The organism is Caballeronia sp. A2-2 (assembly GCF_057612605.2).
On sequence record NZ_CM172587.1, the window covers coordinates 1,159,374 to 1,174,813 of the forward strand.

Genomic DNA, 15,440 nt, shown 5'->3' on the forward strand with positions numbered 1-15,440 from the left:
GTTTTTTTATGCTTCGAGCGCAGCCTTCGCGCACAACTCGTCGGTCACCAGTCCCGATAGCCACTTTCCCTTGAGCGCGGCGATGACCGCTTCACGCTTGCGCTGACCGCCCGCGAAACCGATGGTCGGACGCTGCGGCGGTGTATCGAGCTTCAGGCTCGTGACGCGCGCGCCGGTTTTCGACTGCACGCGCACACCTTTTTGGTCGATGGGCAGGCCGAGCCATTCGGCGACCGCGCCCGCTTGCATCATCTCGTCCACTTCGTCGCGGGTGATGAAGCCGTCTTCATGCAGCGGGCAGTTCACCGCCACATTGCCGATACCGACAAAGGCCACGTCGGCCTGAGTCGCGAGTTCATCGACGATTCGATACAACCGGTGATTGACCCATTGCGCGCGTTCGGCCTCGCTATCGGCCATGAGCGGCGCGGGCAACATGAAATGCTTGCCGCCGGTTTTCTCCGATAGCTGCTGCGCGACATCGTAGCGGTTCGAGGAACCGTCCTGCGCGATGGCCCCGACCAGCGACACGAAGCGATGCTGCGGCCGGTCGAGCTGGCCGATTTGCGCCACGCAGGCTTTGAGCGTCCGTCCGCTGCCGATCGAAACGATCAGCGGCTTTTCTTCGAGCAGATAGCGCTCCATGACTTGCGCGCCGGCGACTGCGAGCTTGCGGTCGATTTGCTCGCTCGTGTCACCGTCGATGGGGACGACTTCGCACATCGCGATGCCGTAGCGTTCGCAGAGTTGCTTCGCCAGCGACAGACAATCCGCGATGCGGTGATCGACGCGCACGCGGATCAGGTTCTTTTCGACGGCGAAAGCCACCAGGCGTTGCGCCACGGGGCGCGAGATCTGGAGCTTTTCGGCGATCTCGTTTTGGGTGTCGCCGGCGACGTAGTAGAGCCACGCTGCGCGGGTTGCCAAGTCGAGTTTTTCTGTTGATTTGGGCACGTGATTTTTGGGTTTGTTTTGGTCGTGGATAGGGCTTCTGTTGGTTGTGCTGTTTATTGCAGAAAGCTTTTACCCCCATGCCCGATGGCTGGAAGTGTGATCTGAATTAACAAGACAGTGGCCGCATTAGGATGTCCTTCGTTTCATTATCCGCATTGGCAACCTCGCGAATATTCAACCCGCAGTGGACCACATTCATTCCTTAGGCCATGCGCTCCGCGCGCCGACAGGTATATAAGTGAACCCCGCAGCATGCAAGTGCCCAGACACATCAAATCTCCCCGATTTACTGCTATTCGGCCCAACCTTGGTTTGAGCTTTAGCGAAAGTGTTGATCGCGGTTGGGCCGAATAGCGTATGTGCGATGACATTTGTTGTGGCTGGACACTAATGTGCTGCGGGGTTCCGTTCTTACTGTCTCGGCGCGCGCAGCGCATGGCCGAAAGAATGAATGCGGTCCACTGAGGGTTAGGGCATTGAGCGTGTAATCGCAGGTTGCCTGAGTGGTGGGTTATGCGTGGGAAGTCCTATTGCGGCCACTGTATCGTTAATTCAGGCCGCCCTTTTCCAGCCAGCGTGCATGGGGGTAAAAGCTGCTTTCTTTGGTGACTTTCTTTGCAGCAGCAAAGAAAGTTACCCCCCCGCCGGGGAGGCGGCTACTGCAATAAAAGCCCAGAAAACAGCAGCCCCTTTGAAAGACATCGCACCACATACAACTAAAGCCCACGCATCCCACAAATACAAGCCCTAAACGCAAACCTCAAGCCAACCGAGGCCGCGCAGGGTCGAACAAAGGACGGACATGCTGATAAAGCTCCCTAAACCCTTTGAGTCGTGAGCGAAGCGCCTCATGCCTCTCCGCATTCGGCGAAAACTCCTGCTTAATGGCAGGCTTCGCAAGCACAACCGAAGGTTCGCCACCGGCAGCGAGCCATCCCAATCGAGCAGCCCCGAGCGCAGCGCCGGTCTCGCCACCGCCGTGCGTCCGCGTCGGCGTATCGAAAGCATCGGCGAACATTTGCGCCCAGTAGGCACTTCGCGCGCCGCCGCCCAACATCGACAATGCCCGCGCCTGCGTGCCAGCGGATTGAAGCGCATCGAGCCCATCGGTCAAAGAAAGCGTGACACCTTCAAGCACGGAATATCCGAGCAACGCGCGATCGGTCGCATGCGTCATGCCGAAGAAAACACCCTGCGCGTAAGGATCGTTATGCGGCGTGCGCTCACCGCTGAGATAAGGCAAGAACAACGGCGCGGACGGCAACACATCGGCGGGAAGCGCTTCGATTTCGGCGAGCAAGGTCGGTTCATCGGTGGAGGTCAGCTTGCACACCCAGCGCAGGCAACTGGCGGCCGACAACACCACGCTCATCTGATGCCAGCGGTCAGGAATCGCATGACAGAACGCATGCACCGCCGACGCCGGATTCGGCCGAAACCGATCGCCAATCACACACAACACCCCCGATGTCCCGAGCGACAAAAACCCATCCCCCGGATCGGTTGCCCCGATGCCCACCGCGCTCGCGGCGTTATCGCCACCACCCGCCGCCACGATCACGTCATTGCGCAAGCCGAACTCACGCGCGACTTCCGGTAGCAAGGTCCCCGAAGGCTCGCTGCCTTCCGCCAGCGAAGGCATCTGCTGACGCGACATGCTGCACGCGGCAAGCAGCTCATCCGACCAGTCGCGACGCGCGACATCGAGCCAAAGTGTTCCCGCGGCATCGGACGGATCGGACACTTTCGTCCCCGTCAGATGCATGCGCAGATAGTCCTTCGGCAACAACACGCACGCGGTCTGATTGAAAATTTCCGGCTCGTTGTGCGCGACCCAGAGCAGCTTGGGCGCAGTGAAACCCGGCATCGCCAGATTGCCCGCGATCTCGTGCAGGTTCGGCGCGCGTTCGTAGAGTTCGGCGCATTCCTTGTCGCTGCGCATGTCGTTCCAGAGAATCGCGGGACGCAACACGCGATCGGCGGAATCGAGCAACACCGCGCCATGCATCTGCCCAGATAGCCCGATGCCGCGAATCTGTGCGAACTCCTGAGGGAATTTCTCGCGCAACGCGGACATGGCCGCGCGCGTGCCCGCCCACCAGTCGAGCGGATTCTGTTCGGACCAGCGCGGCTTCGGGCGCGAGACGGTAAAGGGCGTGCCCGCCGTGCCGATGACGCTGCCGTCGCCGGCAAGCAGCAGCACTTTCACTTCGGAGGTGCCGAGGTCGATGCCTAAGTACATGAACGGACCCTTAGTGGTTGCCAAGTCGCACGCAATGGAGACTCGGCGGAATGCAAGGAGCGGTGCCTGAGAACGAACGCGCTAATTTAACGCCACGCGCGGCGCCGCGCCATGGGCACAATACCCGAGCGGCGCGGCGCGTGCGTTACGAGATGGTGAACATAAGTGCGTTACGGGCGACTGGCCAGCCACGCATCGACTTTCGCGAGCGCGCCGCGCATCACACGTTCGAGATGCTCGGTCTGCGCCATGCTGCCCCAGAGCAGTTTGTCGGCGGTGAACGCCTTGACGGGATCGGGCGCTTCGAAGAAGGCATGCGCCACGGCCGGGTCCATCACGCCATCCTGATACGTGTAGGGCAGCTTGCCTTCGTGCCAGCGTTCGAGGAAGCGGAAGAACAGCGCGGGGAGGATCGCGGTGGCGTCGGGATCGGCCCTGCGGGCGAAGCATTCGGACAGCGTCGGCGCGATGAAACCCGGCAGCTTCGAGAAGCCATCCGCCGCCACGCGCTGGTTGGTGTCCTGAATGTACGGATTGCTGAAGCGATCCAGCACGACATCCCGGTATTTGGCGAGATCCAGCGGGCTGGGCGTGAGGCAGGGAATCACGTCTTCGGTGATGTAGGCATCCGCGAGTGCGCGAATTTCGAGGTCCTGCGTGCCTTCGTGGATGTATTGCAGGCCAACGAGCGTTCCCGCCCACGCGATGCAGCTATGGCTCGCGTTGAGCACGCGGATCTTGGCTTCCTCGTAGGCGTGGACCGAATCCACCATTTCCGCGCCGACTTTTTCCCACGCGGGGCGCCCGGCGATGAAGTTGTCTTCGACGACCCACTGGATGAATTTTTCGCCCATCACGGGGGCTTTGTCGTCGAAACCGGTCGCGGCTTTCACGCGCTCGGCGACGTCCGGCGTCGGGCGCGGCGTGATGCGGTCCACCATCGAATTCGGGCAGGACGTGTTGGCGAGCATCCAGTCGCGTAGGGCGGTTTCGCCGCGCAGTTCGAGGAATTGCAGCATGCCTTTCTTGAAGCGGTCGCCGTTGCTGCGCAGGTTGTCGCAGTTTTGCAGCGAGACCGGGCCTGCGCCGTTTTTCATGCGCGCATCGAGGATGGCGGCGAGTGCGCCATAGATCGTGGTGCGGCCGCCTTTGAGGTCGGCGGCGATGTCCGGGTTTGCGGTGTCGAGTTTGTCGTGTTCGTCGAGGTAGTAGCCGCCTTCGGTCACCGTGAACGACACGATTTTCGTCGATGCTTCTGCGCCTAGCGCGACGAGGGCATCGAGGTCCTTCGACCACGGGACCACTTTTTTGATCGCGCGGATGGTTTCGTATTCGCGCTCGCCTTTTGGCGTGACGGTTTCGAGCGTGTATTCGCCGTTTTGTGCTGCGAGCGCTTCGAGGACGGCGTTCATGTCGCCGCGAATATTGCCTACGGCCAGCGACCAGTCGTTGTCGCCTGTTTCTATTAGCCGATGCAGATACCACGCCTGATGGGCGCGATGGAATGAGCCGGCGCCGATGTGCAGGATGACGTTCGGGCTTTCGCTTTGGGTCGATGCGTTCATGAGGTTGTCTCTTCCTTGTTCGGTTTTTCTTTTGGTTTGGGTGTGAGCAATTGCTCTATGGATGAGCTTATGATCGTATTCGGGTGGGGGAAAGTCAAGGTTTTGGGATGCTTTTCCGAGGCGCAAGGAGCGCGCCGTGGGGGTTTTTTTGGCCTGTTTGTTGGGGCTTTCCCGGATTCGGCGTTTTGGGTTGGGGTGACTAACTACGATAGGTGGAATTTTTTGGGTTTGTGGGTTTTGTCGTGCAAGGGGCTTCTGTTGGTTGTGCTGTTTATTCAGTAGCCGCCTCCCCGGCGGGGGGGTAACTTTCTTTGCTGCTGCAAAGAAAGTCACCAAAGAAAGCAGCTTTTTACCCCATGCACGATGGCTGGAGAGGGTTGGTCTGGATTAACTGATGCAGTGGCCGCATTAGGACTTGCCACGCATAACTTGCCGCTTAGGCAACCTCGCGATTTCGCGCTTGAGTAATCAACGCTTAGTGGATCGCGGTCATTCTTTCGGCCATGCGCTGCGCGCGCCGAGAACATGAGAACGGAACCCCGCAGCCTATGAGCGCCCAGCCATCTCAAGCCTCCCTGCAAGATTGCTATTCGGCCCTACCTTGGTTAGCGCTTCGACGCTAGGCCACGCGAAGCTACAGACATAACCCGCAGATCGGCGGTGGTGTTACGTCGGTCTTTTCGTTTTAGTCGGAGCCCTAACGAACGTAGGGCCGAATAGCGATAGAGCGGGGACGTTTGAGGAGGCTGGGCACGTGCATGCTGCGGGGTTCCGTTCTTACTCTCTCGGCGCGCGCAGCGCATGGCCGAAAGAATGAATGCGGACCACTGAGCCAAGAAGATTGGAGCGCGCAATCGCGAGGTTGCCCATGCGCTTAACAAGACGAGGGACGTCCTAACGCGGCCACTGTATCGTTAATCCAGACCAACCCTCTCCAGCCAGCGAGCATGGGTTAAAAAGCTGCTTTCTTTGGTGACTTTCTTTGCAGCAGCAAAGAAAGTTACCCCCCCGCCGGGGAGGCGGCTACTGCAATAAAAGCCCAAAAAACAGAAGCGCCTTCCCAGAACAAGCCATCAATCAAACACCGACCCCTGCACAAAATGCACATCATATTGCTGAAGCGCATCAAACTGCGCCCCATCCACCACATTGCTAAAAATAAGCGGAATCCTCAACCGATGCGCATAAGCCACCAGATGTTTAACCACAGCGTCCCGCAACGCCAAACCCGCATCCATCTTGATGAAGTCCAACCGAGCCATATCCGAAACCGCCATGATCTGCCCGGCATTCGGCAAATTACCCGCAACCTTGAACCCATACCGCTGATAGCTCTTGATGAGATACCCAAGAAACGTCTTGTGAGCCACCGCCGCCGCCGGCAACTCAATCACCACCCGCGCAGGATTGACCCCAAACTCCAGCAGTACAGAAGAAAAATGCAACCCATGGTCATACTTCACGCTCTTCAACAACCGCTCATGCACGCGTAAAAACAGCAGCCCCGGCCGCTGCGGCCCAAAAAAATTAAACGCATGAAGCGCCCGCGACAACCGATCCACCGCAACGAGATCGCGATCGTCCTGCATCTGCGCAAAAGGATCGCCGGAAGCATCGCCTTCGATCAGCGTGATCGCCTGCACGCCGAGTTCATCGCCGAAACGCTCGGCGCTCTCCGGCGATGCACTCAACACCTGCGGAAAGTTATGCGTCCCGACATCGAAGATCGGCTCATAGGCGCTGCCGAGCGTGAGCGCCCCGTAATGAGCGATGGCTGCATGTTCGCGCTCATCCAACGCGATATGAGCCGCCAGAAACGGATGCTCATGAGCACGCTTGACGAGTTCCGACAACGACGGAGTGATCATTCGAATGGGCCGCGCGGTTTGTGTTTGAAGTTATCCACCGATGTTAGCAAAGCGCGCCGCCGCGCCATTCACCAAATCCACATATTGATATTCGCGACCTTCGCCGTCGATTAAGGGTATACGAGCTATTTCACTAAACGTAATTCGTTTTACTATCCGTAAAAGTCGATGCCACGGATCTCAGCCATGTCCCCCTTCGAAACGCATACCGATGCCAGCCGGCACTATCAATCCGGCTTCGCCAACGATTTCGCCAGCGAAGCGCTGCCCGGCGCGTTGCCGATCGGCCGCAACTCGCCGCAGCGCGCGGCTTACGGGCTCTACACCGAGCAGCTTTCCGGCACCGCGTTCACCGCGCCGCGCGCGCACAACCGGCGTTCGTGGCTCTATCGCATTCGGCCCGCCGCGGTTCACATGCCTTTCACGCGACTTCCTGAAGCACGAATCGTCGCGAATTTCGCCGATGTCCCGCCCACGCCGCCCAATCAATTGCGCTGGGACCCGCTGCCCATGCCCGCCGCGCCGACTGATTTCATCGATGGCTGGGTGACGATGGCCGGCAACGGCGCCGCCGAATCCATGACCGGCTGCGCGATCCATCTCTATGCCGCGAACCGTCCGATGCGCGAGCGCTTCTTCTACAGCGCCGACGGCGAACTGCTGATCGTCCCGCAACACGGACGCCTTGCGATTGCCACTGAATTCGGCAAGCTCGACATCGCGCCATTCGAGATCGCGGTCATTCCGCGCGGCGTGCGCTTCACCGTCACGCTGCCGGATGACGAAGCACGCGGCTACATCTGCGAAAACTTCGGCGCGCTGCTGCAACTGCCCGATCTCGGTCCGATCGGTTCGAACGGGCTCGCCAATCCGCGCGACTTCCTCACGCCGCACGCCGCGTACGAAGACCGCGAAGGCGCGTTCGAACTCGTCGCCAAGATGAACGGCGCGTTGTGGCGCGCGGATATCGGCCATTCGCCGCTCGATGTCGTCGCGTGGCACGGCAACTACGCGCCGTACAAGTACGATCTGCGCCACTTCAACACCATCGGCTCGATCAGCTTCGATCATCCCGATCCATCGATCTTTCTCGTGCTTCAGTCGCCGAGCGATACGCCGGGCGTCGATTCCATCGACTTCGTGATTTTTCCGCCGCGCTGGCTCGCCGCCGAGGACACGTTTCGGCCGCCGTGGTTTCATCGCAATGTGGCGAGCGAGTTCATGGGCCTCGTGCATGGCGCGTATGACGCCAAGGCCGAAGGCTTCGTGCCGGGCGGCGCGAGCCTGCACAACTGCATGTCGGGACACGGACCGGATGCAGGCACCTTCGAGAAGGCATCGCACGGCGACACGACGAAGCCCGCGAAAGTCGGCGACACGATGGCCTTCATGTTCGAAACGCGCACGCTCATCAAGCCGACGCAGTTCGCGCTCGAAACCGCGCAATTGCAGGCGCATTACTACGAATGCTGGCAAGGGCTCACCAAACACTTCAACCCGGAGCAACGATGAACGACGCGCTCAAGGCCACCCTCGCGCCCGCGCTCAAAAGCTGGATCGATTCCGCCAACGATCCCGCCAGCGACTTCCCGATCCAGAACCTGCCGTTCGGCATTTTCAGCGATGCCGTGAACGCGTCGCCGCGCGCGGGCGTGGCCATCGGCGAATGGATCGTGGATCTCGCGGCGCTCGAAAGCGCGGGTCTGCTCGATGCGCACGGCACCTTCGCCGCGCCGCGTCTGAACGACTTCATCGCGCTGGGACGCGAGACGTGGCGCGCGGTGCGCATCGCGCTTTCGCGGCTGCTGTCGAAGGACAACGCCACGTTGCGCGACGATGCCGCCTTGCGCCGCCGCGCGCTCGTGCCACGCGCGAACGCGACGCTGCATCTGCCGGTCGAGATTCCGGGCTACACGGATTTCTATTCGTCGAAGGAACACGCAACGAACGTCGGTTCGATGTTTCGCGATCCGAAGAACGCGCTGCTGCCGAACTGGTCCGAGATGCCGATCGGCTATAACGGACGCGCGTCGTCGGTCGTGGTGAGCGGCACGCCGGTGCGTCGGCCTTCGGGGCAGATCAAGTTGCCCGATAGCGAGCGGCCCGTGTTCGGCGCGTGCCGCAAGCTGGATATCGAACTGGAGACGGGCTTCATCATCGGACGCGGCAATGCGCTGGGCGAACCGATTGCGTGTGAAGACGCCGAGTCGCATATCTTCGGCATGGTGCTGCTCAACGACTGGAGCGCGCGCGATATTCAGCAGTGGGAATACGTGCCGCTCGGGCCGTTCAATTCGAAGGGTTTCGCGACGACCATCTCGCCGTGGATCGTCACGCTCGATGCGCTCGAACCGTTCCGCACCGCGACGCCTTCGCAGGAGCCGCAACCGCTTGCGTATCTGCGTCACGAAGGCGATCACGCGTTCGATATCGATCTGCAAGTCACTCTGCGTCCCGAAGGCGCGCGTGAGCCGACGACCATCGCACACACCAACTTCCGGCTCATGTACTGGTCGATGGCGCAGCAGCTTGCGCATCACACGGTATCGGGCTGCAACACGCGCGTGGGCGATCTGATGGGTTCCGGCACGATCAGCGGCGCGACGGCGGATTCCTGCGGCAGCCTGCTCGAACGCACCTGGAACGGCCAGCGGCCCGTGCAATTGAAGGAAGGCGGCGAGCGCGCGTTTCTTCAGGATGGCGATGCAATCACCATCACCGGATGGTGTCAGGGCGAGGGCTATCGCGTCGGTTTCGGCGCGTGTTCCGGCCGCATTCTCGCGGCACGAGATTAAACGTAAAAAAGAGAACGGACATGACGAGTGAGACGACCCTCGATGTCGAACGCGTGCTGGGCGAAGCGCATCGGCCTGCTTTCCATTTCATGCTGCTCGCACTGTGCGGGCTGTGCCTCGTGATCGATGGTTTCGACGCACAGGCGATGGGCTATGTCGCGCCCGCCGTCATCGCCGATTGGGGCGTGCCCAAGTCCGCGCTCGGGCCGGTGTTCAGCGCGAGTTTGTTCGGCATGCTGCTCGGCGCGCTCGGCTTGTCGGTGCTGGCGGACCGCATCGGGCGCAGGCCGGTGTTGATCGGCGCGACGCTGTTCTTCGGCGTGACGATGATCGCCACCGCGTTCACGCACAGCCTGCCCGTGCTCACGACGCTGCGCTTCGTCACCGGGCTTGGCTTGGGCTGCATCATGCCGAACGCGATGGCGCTGGTCGGCGAGTTTTCGAGCACCCAACATCGCGTCAAGCGGATGATGCTCGTTTCCTGCGGCTTCACACTCGGCGCGGCACTCGGCGGTTTCCTGAGCGCCGCGCTGATTCCCGCGCTCGGCTGGCGCTCGGTGTTCTGGATCGGCGGCGCGGTGCCGTTGCTGCTCGCGGTGGCGATGATCGTCGCGCTGCCGGAATCGCTGCAATTTCTGGTGCTGAAGGGGCATGAATCGCGGGCGCGGACGTGGCTTGCTAAGTTCGATCCTTCGCTTGCTCTTGATGCCTCGACGCGTCTCGTGGTGCGGGAGAAAGCGGGTGGCGGCGCGCCGGTGGCGGAGTTGTTCCGCGCAGGCCGCGGCCCGGTCACGCTGATTCTCTGGGCGATCAGCTTCATGAACCTCATCGACCTGTACTTCCTGTCGAACTGGCTGCCGACCGTGATGCGCGATGCCGGTTATTCATCGGGGATGGCGGTGCTCGTCGGCACGCTGTTGCAGACTGGCGGCGTGGTTGGGACGTTGCTGCTTGGGTGGTTCATCGAGCGCTTTGGGTTTGTGCGGGTGCTGCTGGTTTGCTTTGGCGTGGGCGCGGTGTGCGTCGGGATGATCGGTGGCGTTGCGCATGTGCAGGTTTGGCTGTTCGTCGCGGTGTTTGCAGCGGGGTTCTGTATTGTGGGCGGGCAGCCTGCGGTGAATGCACTCGCGGGACATTACTATCCGACGACGCTGCGTTCGACAGGCATCGGCTGGAGTCTGGGGATCGGGCGCGTGGGATCGGTGATAGGGCCGCTTGTTGGCGGGCAGATGATCGCGTTGGGGTGGGGGAATGTGGAGTTATTTCATGCGGCGGCGGTGCCGGTGTTGTGTTCGGCGGTGTTGGTGGGGGTGTTGGCGGTGGTTCGGAGGGGGAGGGGTGGGGTGGTTAGGGTTGGTTTAACCGACCATTGATTTTTATGGAGCACGAATTGTTGTCTTCGTGTCGTGGAAGGGGCTTCTTTTGTTTGTGCTTTTATTGCAGTAGCCGCCTCCCCGGCGGGGGGGTAACTTTCTTTGCTGCTGCAAAGAAAGTCACCAAAGAAAGCAGCTTTTTACCCCATGCACGATGGCTGGAAGGTGTTGGTCTGGATTAACGATGCAGTGGCCGCAATAGGACTTCCCTCGTCTTGCAACGCGCATAGGCAACCTGGCGATTTCGCGCTCGAATCCTTAAGTCTTAGTGGACCGCAGTCATTCATTCGGCCATGCGCTGCGCGCGCCGAGAACCTTAGAACGGAATCCCGCAGCGTATCAGCGCCCAGCCACATCACACCGCATCGCACCTCTCCCATTGGGCCCAACCTTGGTAAGCGCTCCCGGGCAGAGCTCGCACACCTATGCAATTCACCTTTTAGTCGGAGCACTAACCAAGGTAGGACCGAATAGCAATCTTGCGGGGAAGCGTGATGTGGCTGGGCGCTTATAGGCTGCGGGATTCCGTTCTAAAGTTCTCGGCGCGCGTAGCGCATGGCCGATTGAATGAATGCGGTCCACTTAGACTTAAATATTCGAGCGCGAAATCGCTAGGTTGCCCAAGCGGCTCGTTATGCGTGGAAGGTCCTATTGCGGCCACTGCATCGGTTAATCCAGACCAACCCTCTCCAGCCATCGAGCATGGGGTAAAAAGCTGCTTTCTTTGGTGACTTTCTTTGCAGCAGCAAAGAAAGTTACCCCCCCGCCGGGGAGGCGGCTACTGCAATAAAAGCCCAAACAACAGCAGCCCCTTGCATAGACATGTAACCCGACAGGTCAAGCCCCAGCTAATACATCTAATCGCCGGAAATCCGGCCCCCGCTACCTCGCTCCCACAAAACCGCCCCCAAAAACCCCACCGCCCCCACCATCAACACGCCCACCAACGCATCCGCGCCCACACTCCGCATCAACGCCCCCGCCACAATCGGCCCACCAAAACTCGCCACACTCCACGAAGCCCCCACAATCGCCGTAGCCGAAACCAACGCCGCCCCACGAAACCGCGCCCCGCAAGCCACGATCGACAGCGTATAAACACTCCCCGCCGCAGCGCCAAGCACGAACAGCAGCGGCCAGCACACCCAAGGATGCCCCACCGCCCAAGGCAACAAAGGCAACAGCATCACCACGACGACCCCCGCGCCCGCATGCACCTTCCCGCGCCCGAGATGATCCGCCAGCCAGCCGATGGGAAACTGCATCGTCGTATCGCCGAGCAGGATGGCGGACGCGAACAGCACGCCCACGTTCGCCGACACGCCATGCGACATCGCGAAAAGCGGCATCAGCGAAAGGGCGAGCGTATCGAAAAGCGCGAAGAAGCCCGTGCCGATCACGAGCGCAGGCATGCGCGGCAGCACTTGCCGCCAGTCGCCGTGGTCGTCTTCATCGGCATCTAAAGCGTGGGGGGAGAGACGAATCGATGCCAACGCAGGCAGCGCCAGCAAAAAGACCGCGCCGCAGAGGGCGAAACGCATCGACGGCCAGTCGCCGATCACGCTCACCAGCACCGGCCCGGCCATCTGAAACAACGTGAAGTTGGTCGCGTAAATGGCGACGACGCGCCCGCGCGTGGAATCGTCGGCAAGTTGCGTGACCCACGCCTCGCCGATGGTGAACAGCAGCATGAGCGCCGCGCCGCACAACAAACGCAGCACCGCCCACAGCCAAAGCTCGCCGGAAAACTGCATGGCGATGGTTGCGAAAGCCGCGACGACCACCGTGCCCGCAATCGTCTCGCGCGCGCCGAACCGCGCCGCGATGCGGCTGGCAAACGGCGCGATGACCAGCCCGCCGCCCGCCTGCATCGCCGTCATGAAACCCACCACATCGCTGCCATGCCCGGCCTGCGTCAATGCGAGCGCGGTAAGTGGCAGCGTCGCGCCGAGCCCCAGTCCGACGACCGCCACGCTCAGAATCAACGCGAAGAAATCGCGCGTGAAAACGCCCTTCATCCGGCCATCCGCGAAAAAAGCTCAGGCGGCCTGTCCGATCGCCACGCGCCGCGCGCGCTTGTCGAGCGTCGCGGAAACCAGCGTGAGCGCGAACGAGCAACCCGCCATCGCGATGCCCACCCACGGCAGCGAAGTGAGCGGCGCACCCGCGCTGATGACGCATCCGCCGAGCCATGCGCCCGTCGCGTTGCCGAGATTGAACGCGCCTTGATTCAGCGTCGAGGCGAGGTTCGGCGCATCGCTGGCGCGATTCACGATCAGGATTTGCAGCGGCGGCACGATGGCGAACGCCAGCACGCCCCACAGGAAAATGGTGATCATCGCCGAAACCGGCTCGTGCATGGTGCCCGCGAAAATCGTGAGGATCACGACGATCGACAGCAGGAACGTGAGCAGCGAACGCAGCAGCTTCCAGTCCGCGAGCTTGCCGCCGAGCGTGCTGCCCACCGTCAGCCCGAGGCCGAACAACAGCAGCACGTAAGTGACGGCATGCGGCGAAAGTCCCGTGACATCTTCCAGAATCGGCGTGATGTAGGTGAACACCGAAAACAGACTCGCCGATGCCAGCACGCTGATGCCCAGCACCATCAACACTTGCGGGTTCTTCAGCACATCGAATTCACGCAGGATGCTGGTCTCTCGCATCTCGATATGCCTGGGCAAACACACCTGCAGCGCGCCCGCCGCGAGCAAACCGATCAGCGTGACGACCCAGAAGGTCGCGCGCCAGCCCGCCGCCTGTCCGAGCGCGGTGCCGAGCGGCACGCCGAGCACGTTGGCAAGCGTGAGTCCGGTGAACATGAGCGCGATGGCCTGCGCGCGGCGATTCGGCGCGACGAGGTCCGCCGCCACCACCGAGCCGATGCCGAAAAACGCGCCATGACAGAACGCCGTGACGATGCGCGCGCCCATCAGCACCCAGTAATTCGGCGCCAGCGCACACAGCGTATTGCCGACGATGAACACGGCGATCAGCCCCATCAACGCTTTCTTGCGTGGCATTTTTGAGGTGACGACGGCGAGAATCGGCGCGCCGATGGTCACGCCCAGCGCATAGCCCGACACGAGCATGCCCGCCGCCGGAATGGTCACGCCGAGATCGCGCGCGACGTTCGGCAACAGGCCCATGATGACGAATTCGGTCGTGCCGATGCCGAACGCGGCGATGGCAAGTGCAAGAAGCGGTAGAGGCATGGCGGAAGGCGCGCGGGATGTCACGCAAAAGGCGCGTCCTCGGGACGAGTGCGCGGGCGCTTAAGCGGATTACGAATATCGGATTTTACCTAAATGTAATTTCGATGCTGGTATAAACCCTGATCTCGTCCATCCTGATCGCGCGGAGTTATTTTTTTGAATCGCGCGGATACGCAGGAGTTTTGCGGCCACGAGCATCGCACTTGAATTTGATTTCGATCAAAGCGTCCCGCGCGATGTTTCTTTGCTTAATATCCGTCAGGCAATTGCCGCCCGAAGTGTTGGAAAATTGCCGCATCGCCGTTCGGACTTAAAAATGATTTCGATGAAACGCCTTCTTCTCGCCGCGCTCGTCACGGCTTTTTTCGCCATCAACGCGCACGCGCAGAGCACCGACGCCGGGCCGTTTCGCACGCCCGCAGGCACGCTGCAATTCGTGCGCGACGACCGCGATTTCGTGGTGATGTTCGACAATCAACCGCTCGACCGTTTCGATGCCAACACGCTCGTTCATTTCGATGACGAAGCAAACGCGAACGGCACGCTGTCCCGCACGCTCGTTCAAACCGACACCGGCCCGATTCTTTTCGATCTGCGACGCAAACCGCCGACAGTCTCACGCACGAACAAGCGCATGACGATCAAACGCGTTTTCTGGCAAGGCGACGAAGTGGTGATGCAAGGCTCGCTCGGCTGGTATCGCTTCGAGCGCGGCGTGCTGACGAAGCTGCAATCGTCGACGAACGTTTATCACTGAACGCGATCAGGCACGCACGCCGAATACGCGTTCGTCTGCGCAGACATAGATTGCTTCGCCGCGCACATCGTCGTTGACTTCGAAGCCGCCGGTGAACGCGCCGAACGCGGGCAGCACGCCCGCGCGTGGACCGAAGCGAAAGCAGGGCAGGCGCACGCTGTCGAGTCGCGTTCTTAGCCGATATACCGGATGTTCGTGTCCTGCGAGCGCGTAACCATCGTCCACCAACTGCGGATGATGACAAAGCGCCCACGGCCCGAGCCTGAACGGTTCCTTCACCAGTTCGATGCCAAACGAAGCGGGCAACGCGCCCGCATGCCGGTCGTGATTGCCTTCGACCAAAACAAGCTGCAAAGCACGATGCCGCTCGCGCCATTCACGCAGCGCGCGCAACGTTTCTTCAGCATGGGATTCCCGCGCGTGCAGCAGATCGCCGAGAAACACGACCGACTCCGGCCGATGCGCCGCGACTAAGGCATCGAGCCGAACGAGACTCTCGCCGGTCGTGCCGACGGGCACCGGAATGCCGCGCGCACGAAACACGGCGTCCTTGCCGAAGTGCGCATCGGCGATAAAAAGTGTCTTGAGCAGCGGATCGAACGCCGCGCGCCCGGCGGAGAGCATCAGCGCGTGGCCATTCACATCGACGGTCAGAGCTTCGACTGCCATACACC

At 61.1% G+C, this 15,440-nt stretch carries 11 protein-coding genes; 4 read left to right on the forward strand and 7 right to left on the reverse strand.

Annotated elements, in window-relative coordinates:
• Positions 1–6: 6 nt before the first annotated feature.
• The 4 genes from ACZCWR_RS05505 to ACZCWR_RS05520 form a co-directional block, all read right to left on the reverse strand.
• The gene (locus tag ACZCWR_RS05505; RefSeq protein ID WP_487302708.1) at positions 7–954 is read right to left on the reverse strand and encodes a sugar-binding transcriptional regulator; all 948 of its coding nucleotides are present in this window, start codon (positions 952–954) and stop codon (positions 7–9) included.
• Positions 955–1,714: 760 nt separating this feature from the next.
• Positions 1,715–3,196: a xylulokinase gene (xylB, locus tag ACZCWR_RS05510; RefSeq protein ID WP_487303259.1), complete on the reverse strand. Its 1,482-nt coding sequence runs from the start codon at positions 3,194–3,196 to the stop codon at positions 1,715–1,717.
• A 170-nt stretch (positions 3,197–3,366) separates the two neighbouring features.
• Complete coding sequence (gene dalD, locus ACZCWR_RS05515; protein WP_487302709.1) at positions 3,367–4,761, reverse strand: D-arabinitol 4-dehydrogenase; 1,395 nt, start codon at positions 4,759–4,761, stop codon at positions 3,367–3,369.
• Positions 4,762–5,834: 1,073 nt separating this feature from the next.
• The gene (locus ACZCWR_RS05520) at positions 5,835–6,629 is read right to left on the reverse strand and encodes an EAL domain-containing protein (protein WP_487302710.1); all 795 of its coding nucleotides are present in this window, start codon (positions 6,627–6,629) and stop codon (positions 5,835–5,837) included.
• A 186-nt stretch (positions 6,630–6,815) separates the two neighbouring features.
• Here ACZCWR_RS05520 and hmgA point away from each other — a divergent pair, with 186 nt between their 5' ends.
• Genes hmgA through ACZCWR_RS05535 form a run of 3 tightly spaced genes read left to right on the forward strand, consistent with a single transcriptional unit; the run spans position 6,816 to position 10,797 of the window.
• A complete protein-coding gene (gene hmgA / locus ACZCWR_RS05525; protein WP_487302711.1) occupies positions 6,816–8,141 on the forward strand; it encodes a homogentisate 1,2-dioxygenase in 1,326 nt (441 codons plus the stop codon).
• A complete protein-coding gene (gene fahA, locus ACZCWR_RS05530; protein WP_487302712.1) occupies positions 8,138–9,424 on the forward strand; it encodes a fumarylacetoacetase in 1,287 nt (428 codons plus the stop codon). The genes hmgA and fahA overlap by 4 nt, the downstream gene beginning before the upstream one ends.
• A gap of 20 nt (positions 9,425–9,444) precedes the next feature.
• Positions 9,445–10,797 carry an MFS transporter gene (locus ACZCWR_RS05535; protein ID WP_487302713.1) on the forward strand — a complete coding sequence of 451 codons (1,353 nt, stop codon included), beginning with the start codon at positions 9,445–9,447 and terminating at the stop codon, positions 10,795–10,797.
• Positions 10,798–11,654: 857 nt separating this feature from the next.
• On the opposite strand, the gene ACZCWR_RS05540 is transcribed toward ACZCWR_RS05535, so the two are convergent.
• Positions 11,655–12,815, reverse strand: coding sequence for an MFS transporter (locus ACZCWR_RS05540; RefSeq protein ID WP_487302714.1), 1,161 nt, complete (start codon positions 12,813–12,815; stop codon positions 11,655–11,657).
• Positions 12,816–12,836: 21 nt separating this feature from the next.
• Entirely contained in the window at positions 12,837–14,009 is a 1,173-nt protein-coding gene (locus ACZCWR_RS05545; protein ID WP_487302715.1) for an MFS transporter, read from the reverse strand.
• A 325-nt stretch (positions 14,010–14,334) separates the two neighbouring features.
• Between ACZCWR_RS05545 and ACZCWR_RS05550 the strand changes: the two genes are divergently transcribed.
• The gene (locus ACZCWR_RS05550; protein WP_487302716.1) at positions 14,335–14,766 is read left to right on the forward strand and encodes a hypothetical protein; all 432 of its coding nucleotides are present in this window, start codon (positions 14,335–14,337) and stop codon (positions 14,764–14,766) included.
• Positions 14,767–14,772: 6 nt separating this feature from the next.
• Here ACZCWR_RS05550 and pdeM read toward each other — a convergent pair whose 3' ends face one another.
• Complete coding sequence (pdeM, locus tag ACZCWR_RS05555) at positions 14,773–15,435, reverse strand: ligase-associated DNA damage response endonuclease PdeM (RefSeq protein WP_487302717.1); 663 nt, start codon at positions 15,433–15,435, stop codon at positions 14,773–14,775.
• Positions 15,436–15,440 lie beyond the last annotated feature (5 nt).

Excerpts from the sequence above, each read along its gene's own strand:
- xylB (WP_487303259.1), bottom strand. The coding sequence starts at position 3,196 with ATGTACTTAGGCATCGACCTCGGCACCTCCGAAGTGAAAGTGCTGCTG.
- dalD (WP_487302709.1), bottom strand. The coding sequence starts at position 4,761 with ATGAACGCATCGACCCAAAGCGAAAGCCCGAACGTCATCCTGCACATC.
- ACZCWR_RS05520 (WP_487302710.1), bottom strand. The coding sequence starts at position 6,629 with ATGATCACTCCGTCGTTGTCGGAACTCGTCAAGCGTGCTCATGAGCAT.
- hmgA (WP_487302711.1), top strand. The coding sequence starts at position 6,816 with ATGTCCCCCTTCGAAACGCATACCGATGCCAGCCGGCACTATCAATCC.
- fahA (WP_487302712.1), top strand. The coding sequence starts at position 8,138 with ATGAACGACGCGCTCAAGGCCACCCTCGCGCCCGCGCTCAAAAGCTGG.
- ACZCWR_RS05535 (WP_487302713.1), top strand. The coding sequence starts at position 9,445 with ATGACGAGTGAGACGACCCTCGATGTCGAACGCGTGCTGGGCGAAGCG.
- ACZCWR_RS05540 (WP_487302714.1), bottom strand. The coding sequence starts at position 12,815 with ATGAAGGGCGTTTTCACGCGCGATTTCTTCGCGTTGATTCTGAGCGTG.
- ACZCWR_RS05545 (WP_487302715.1), bottom strand. The coding sequence starts at position 14,009 with ATGCCTCTACCGCTTCTTGCACTTGCCATCGCCGCGTTCGGCATCGGC.
- ACZCWR_RS05550 (WP_487302716.1), top strand. The coding sequence starts at position 14,335 with ATGAAACGCCTTCTTCTCGCCGCGCTCGTCACGGCTTTTTTCGCCATC.
- pdeM (WP_487302717.1), bottom strand. The coding sequence starts at position 15,435 with ATGGCAGTCGAAGCTCTGACCGTCGATGTGAATGGCCACGCGCTGATG.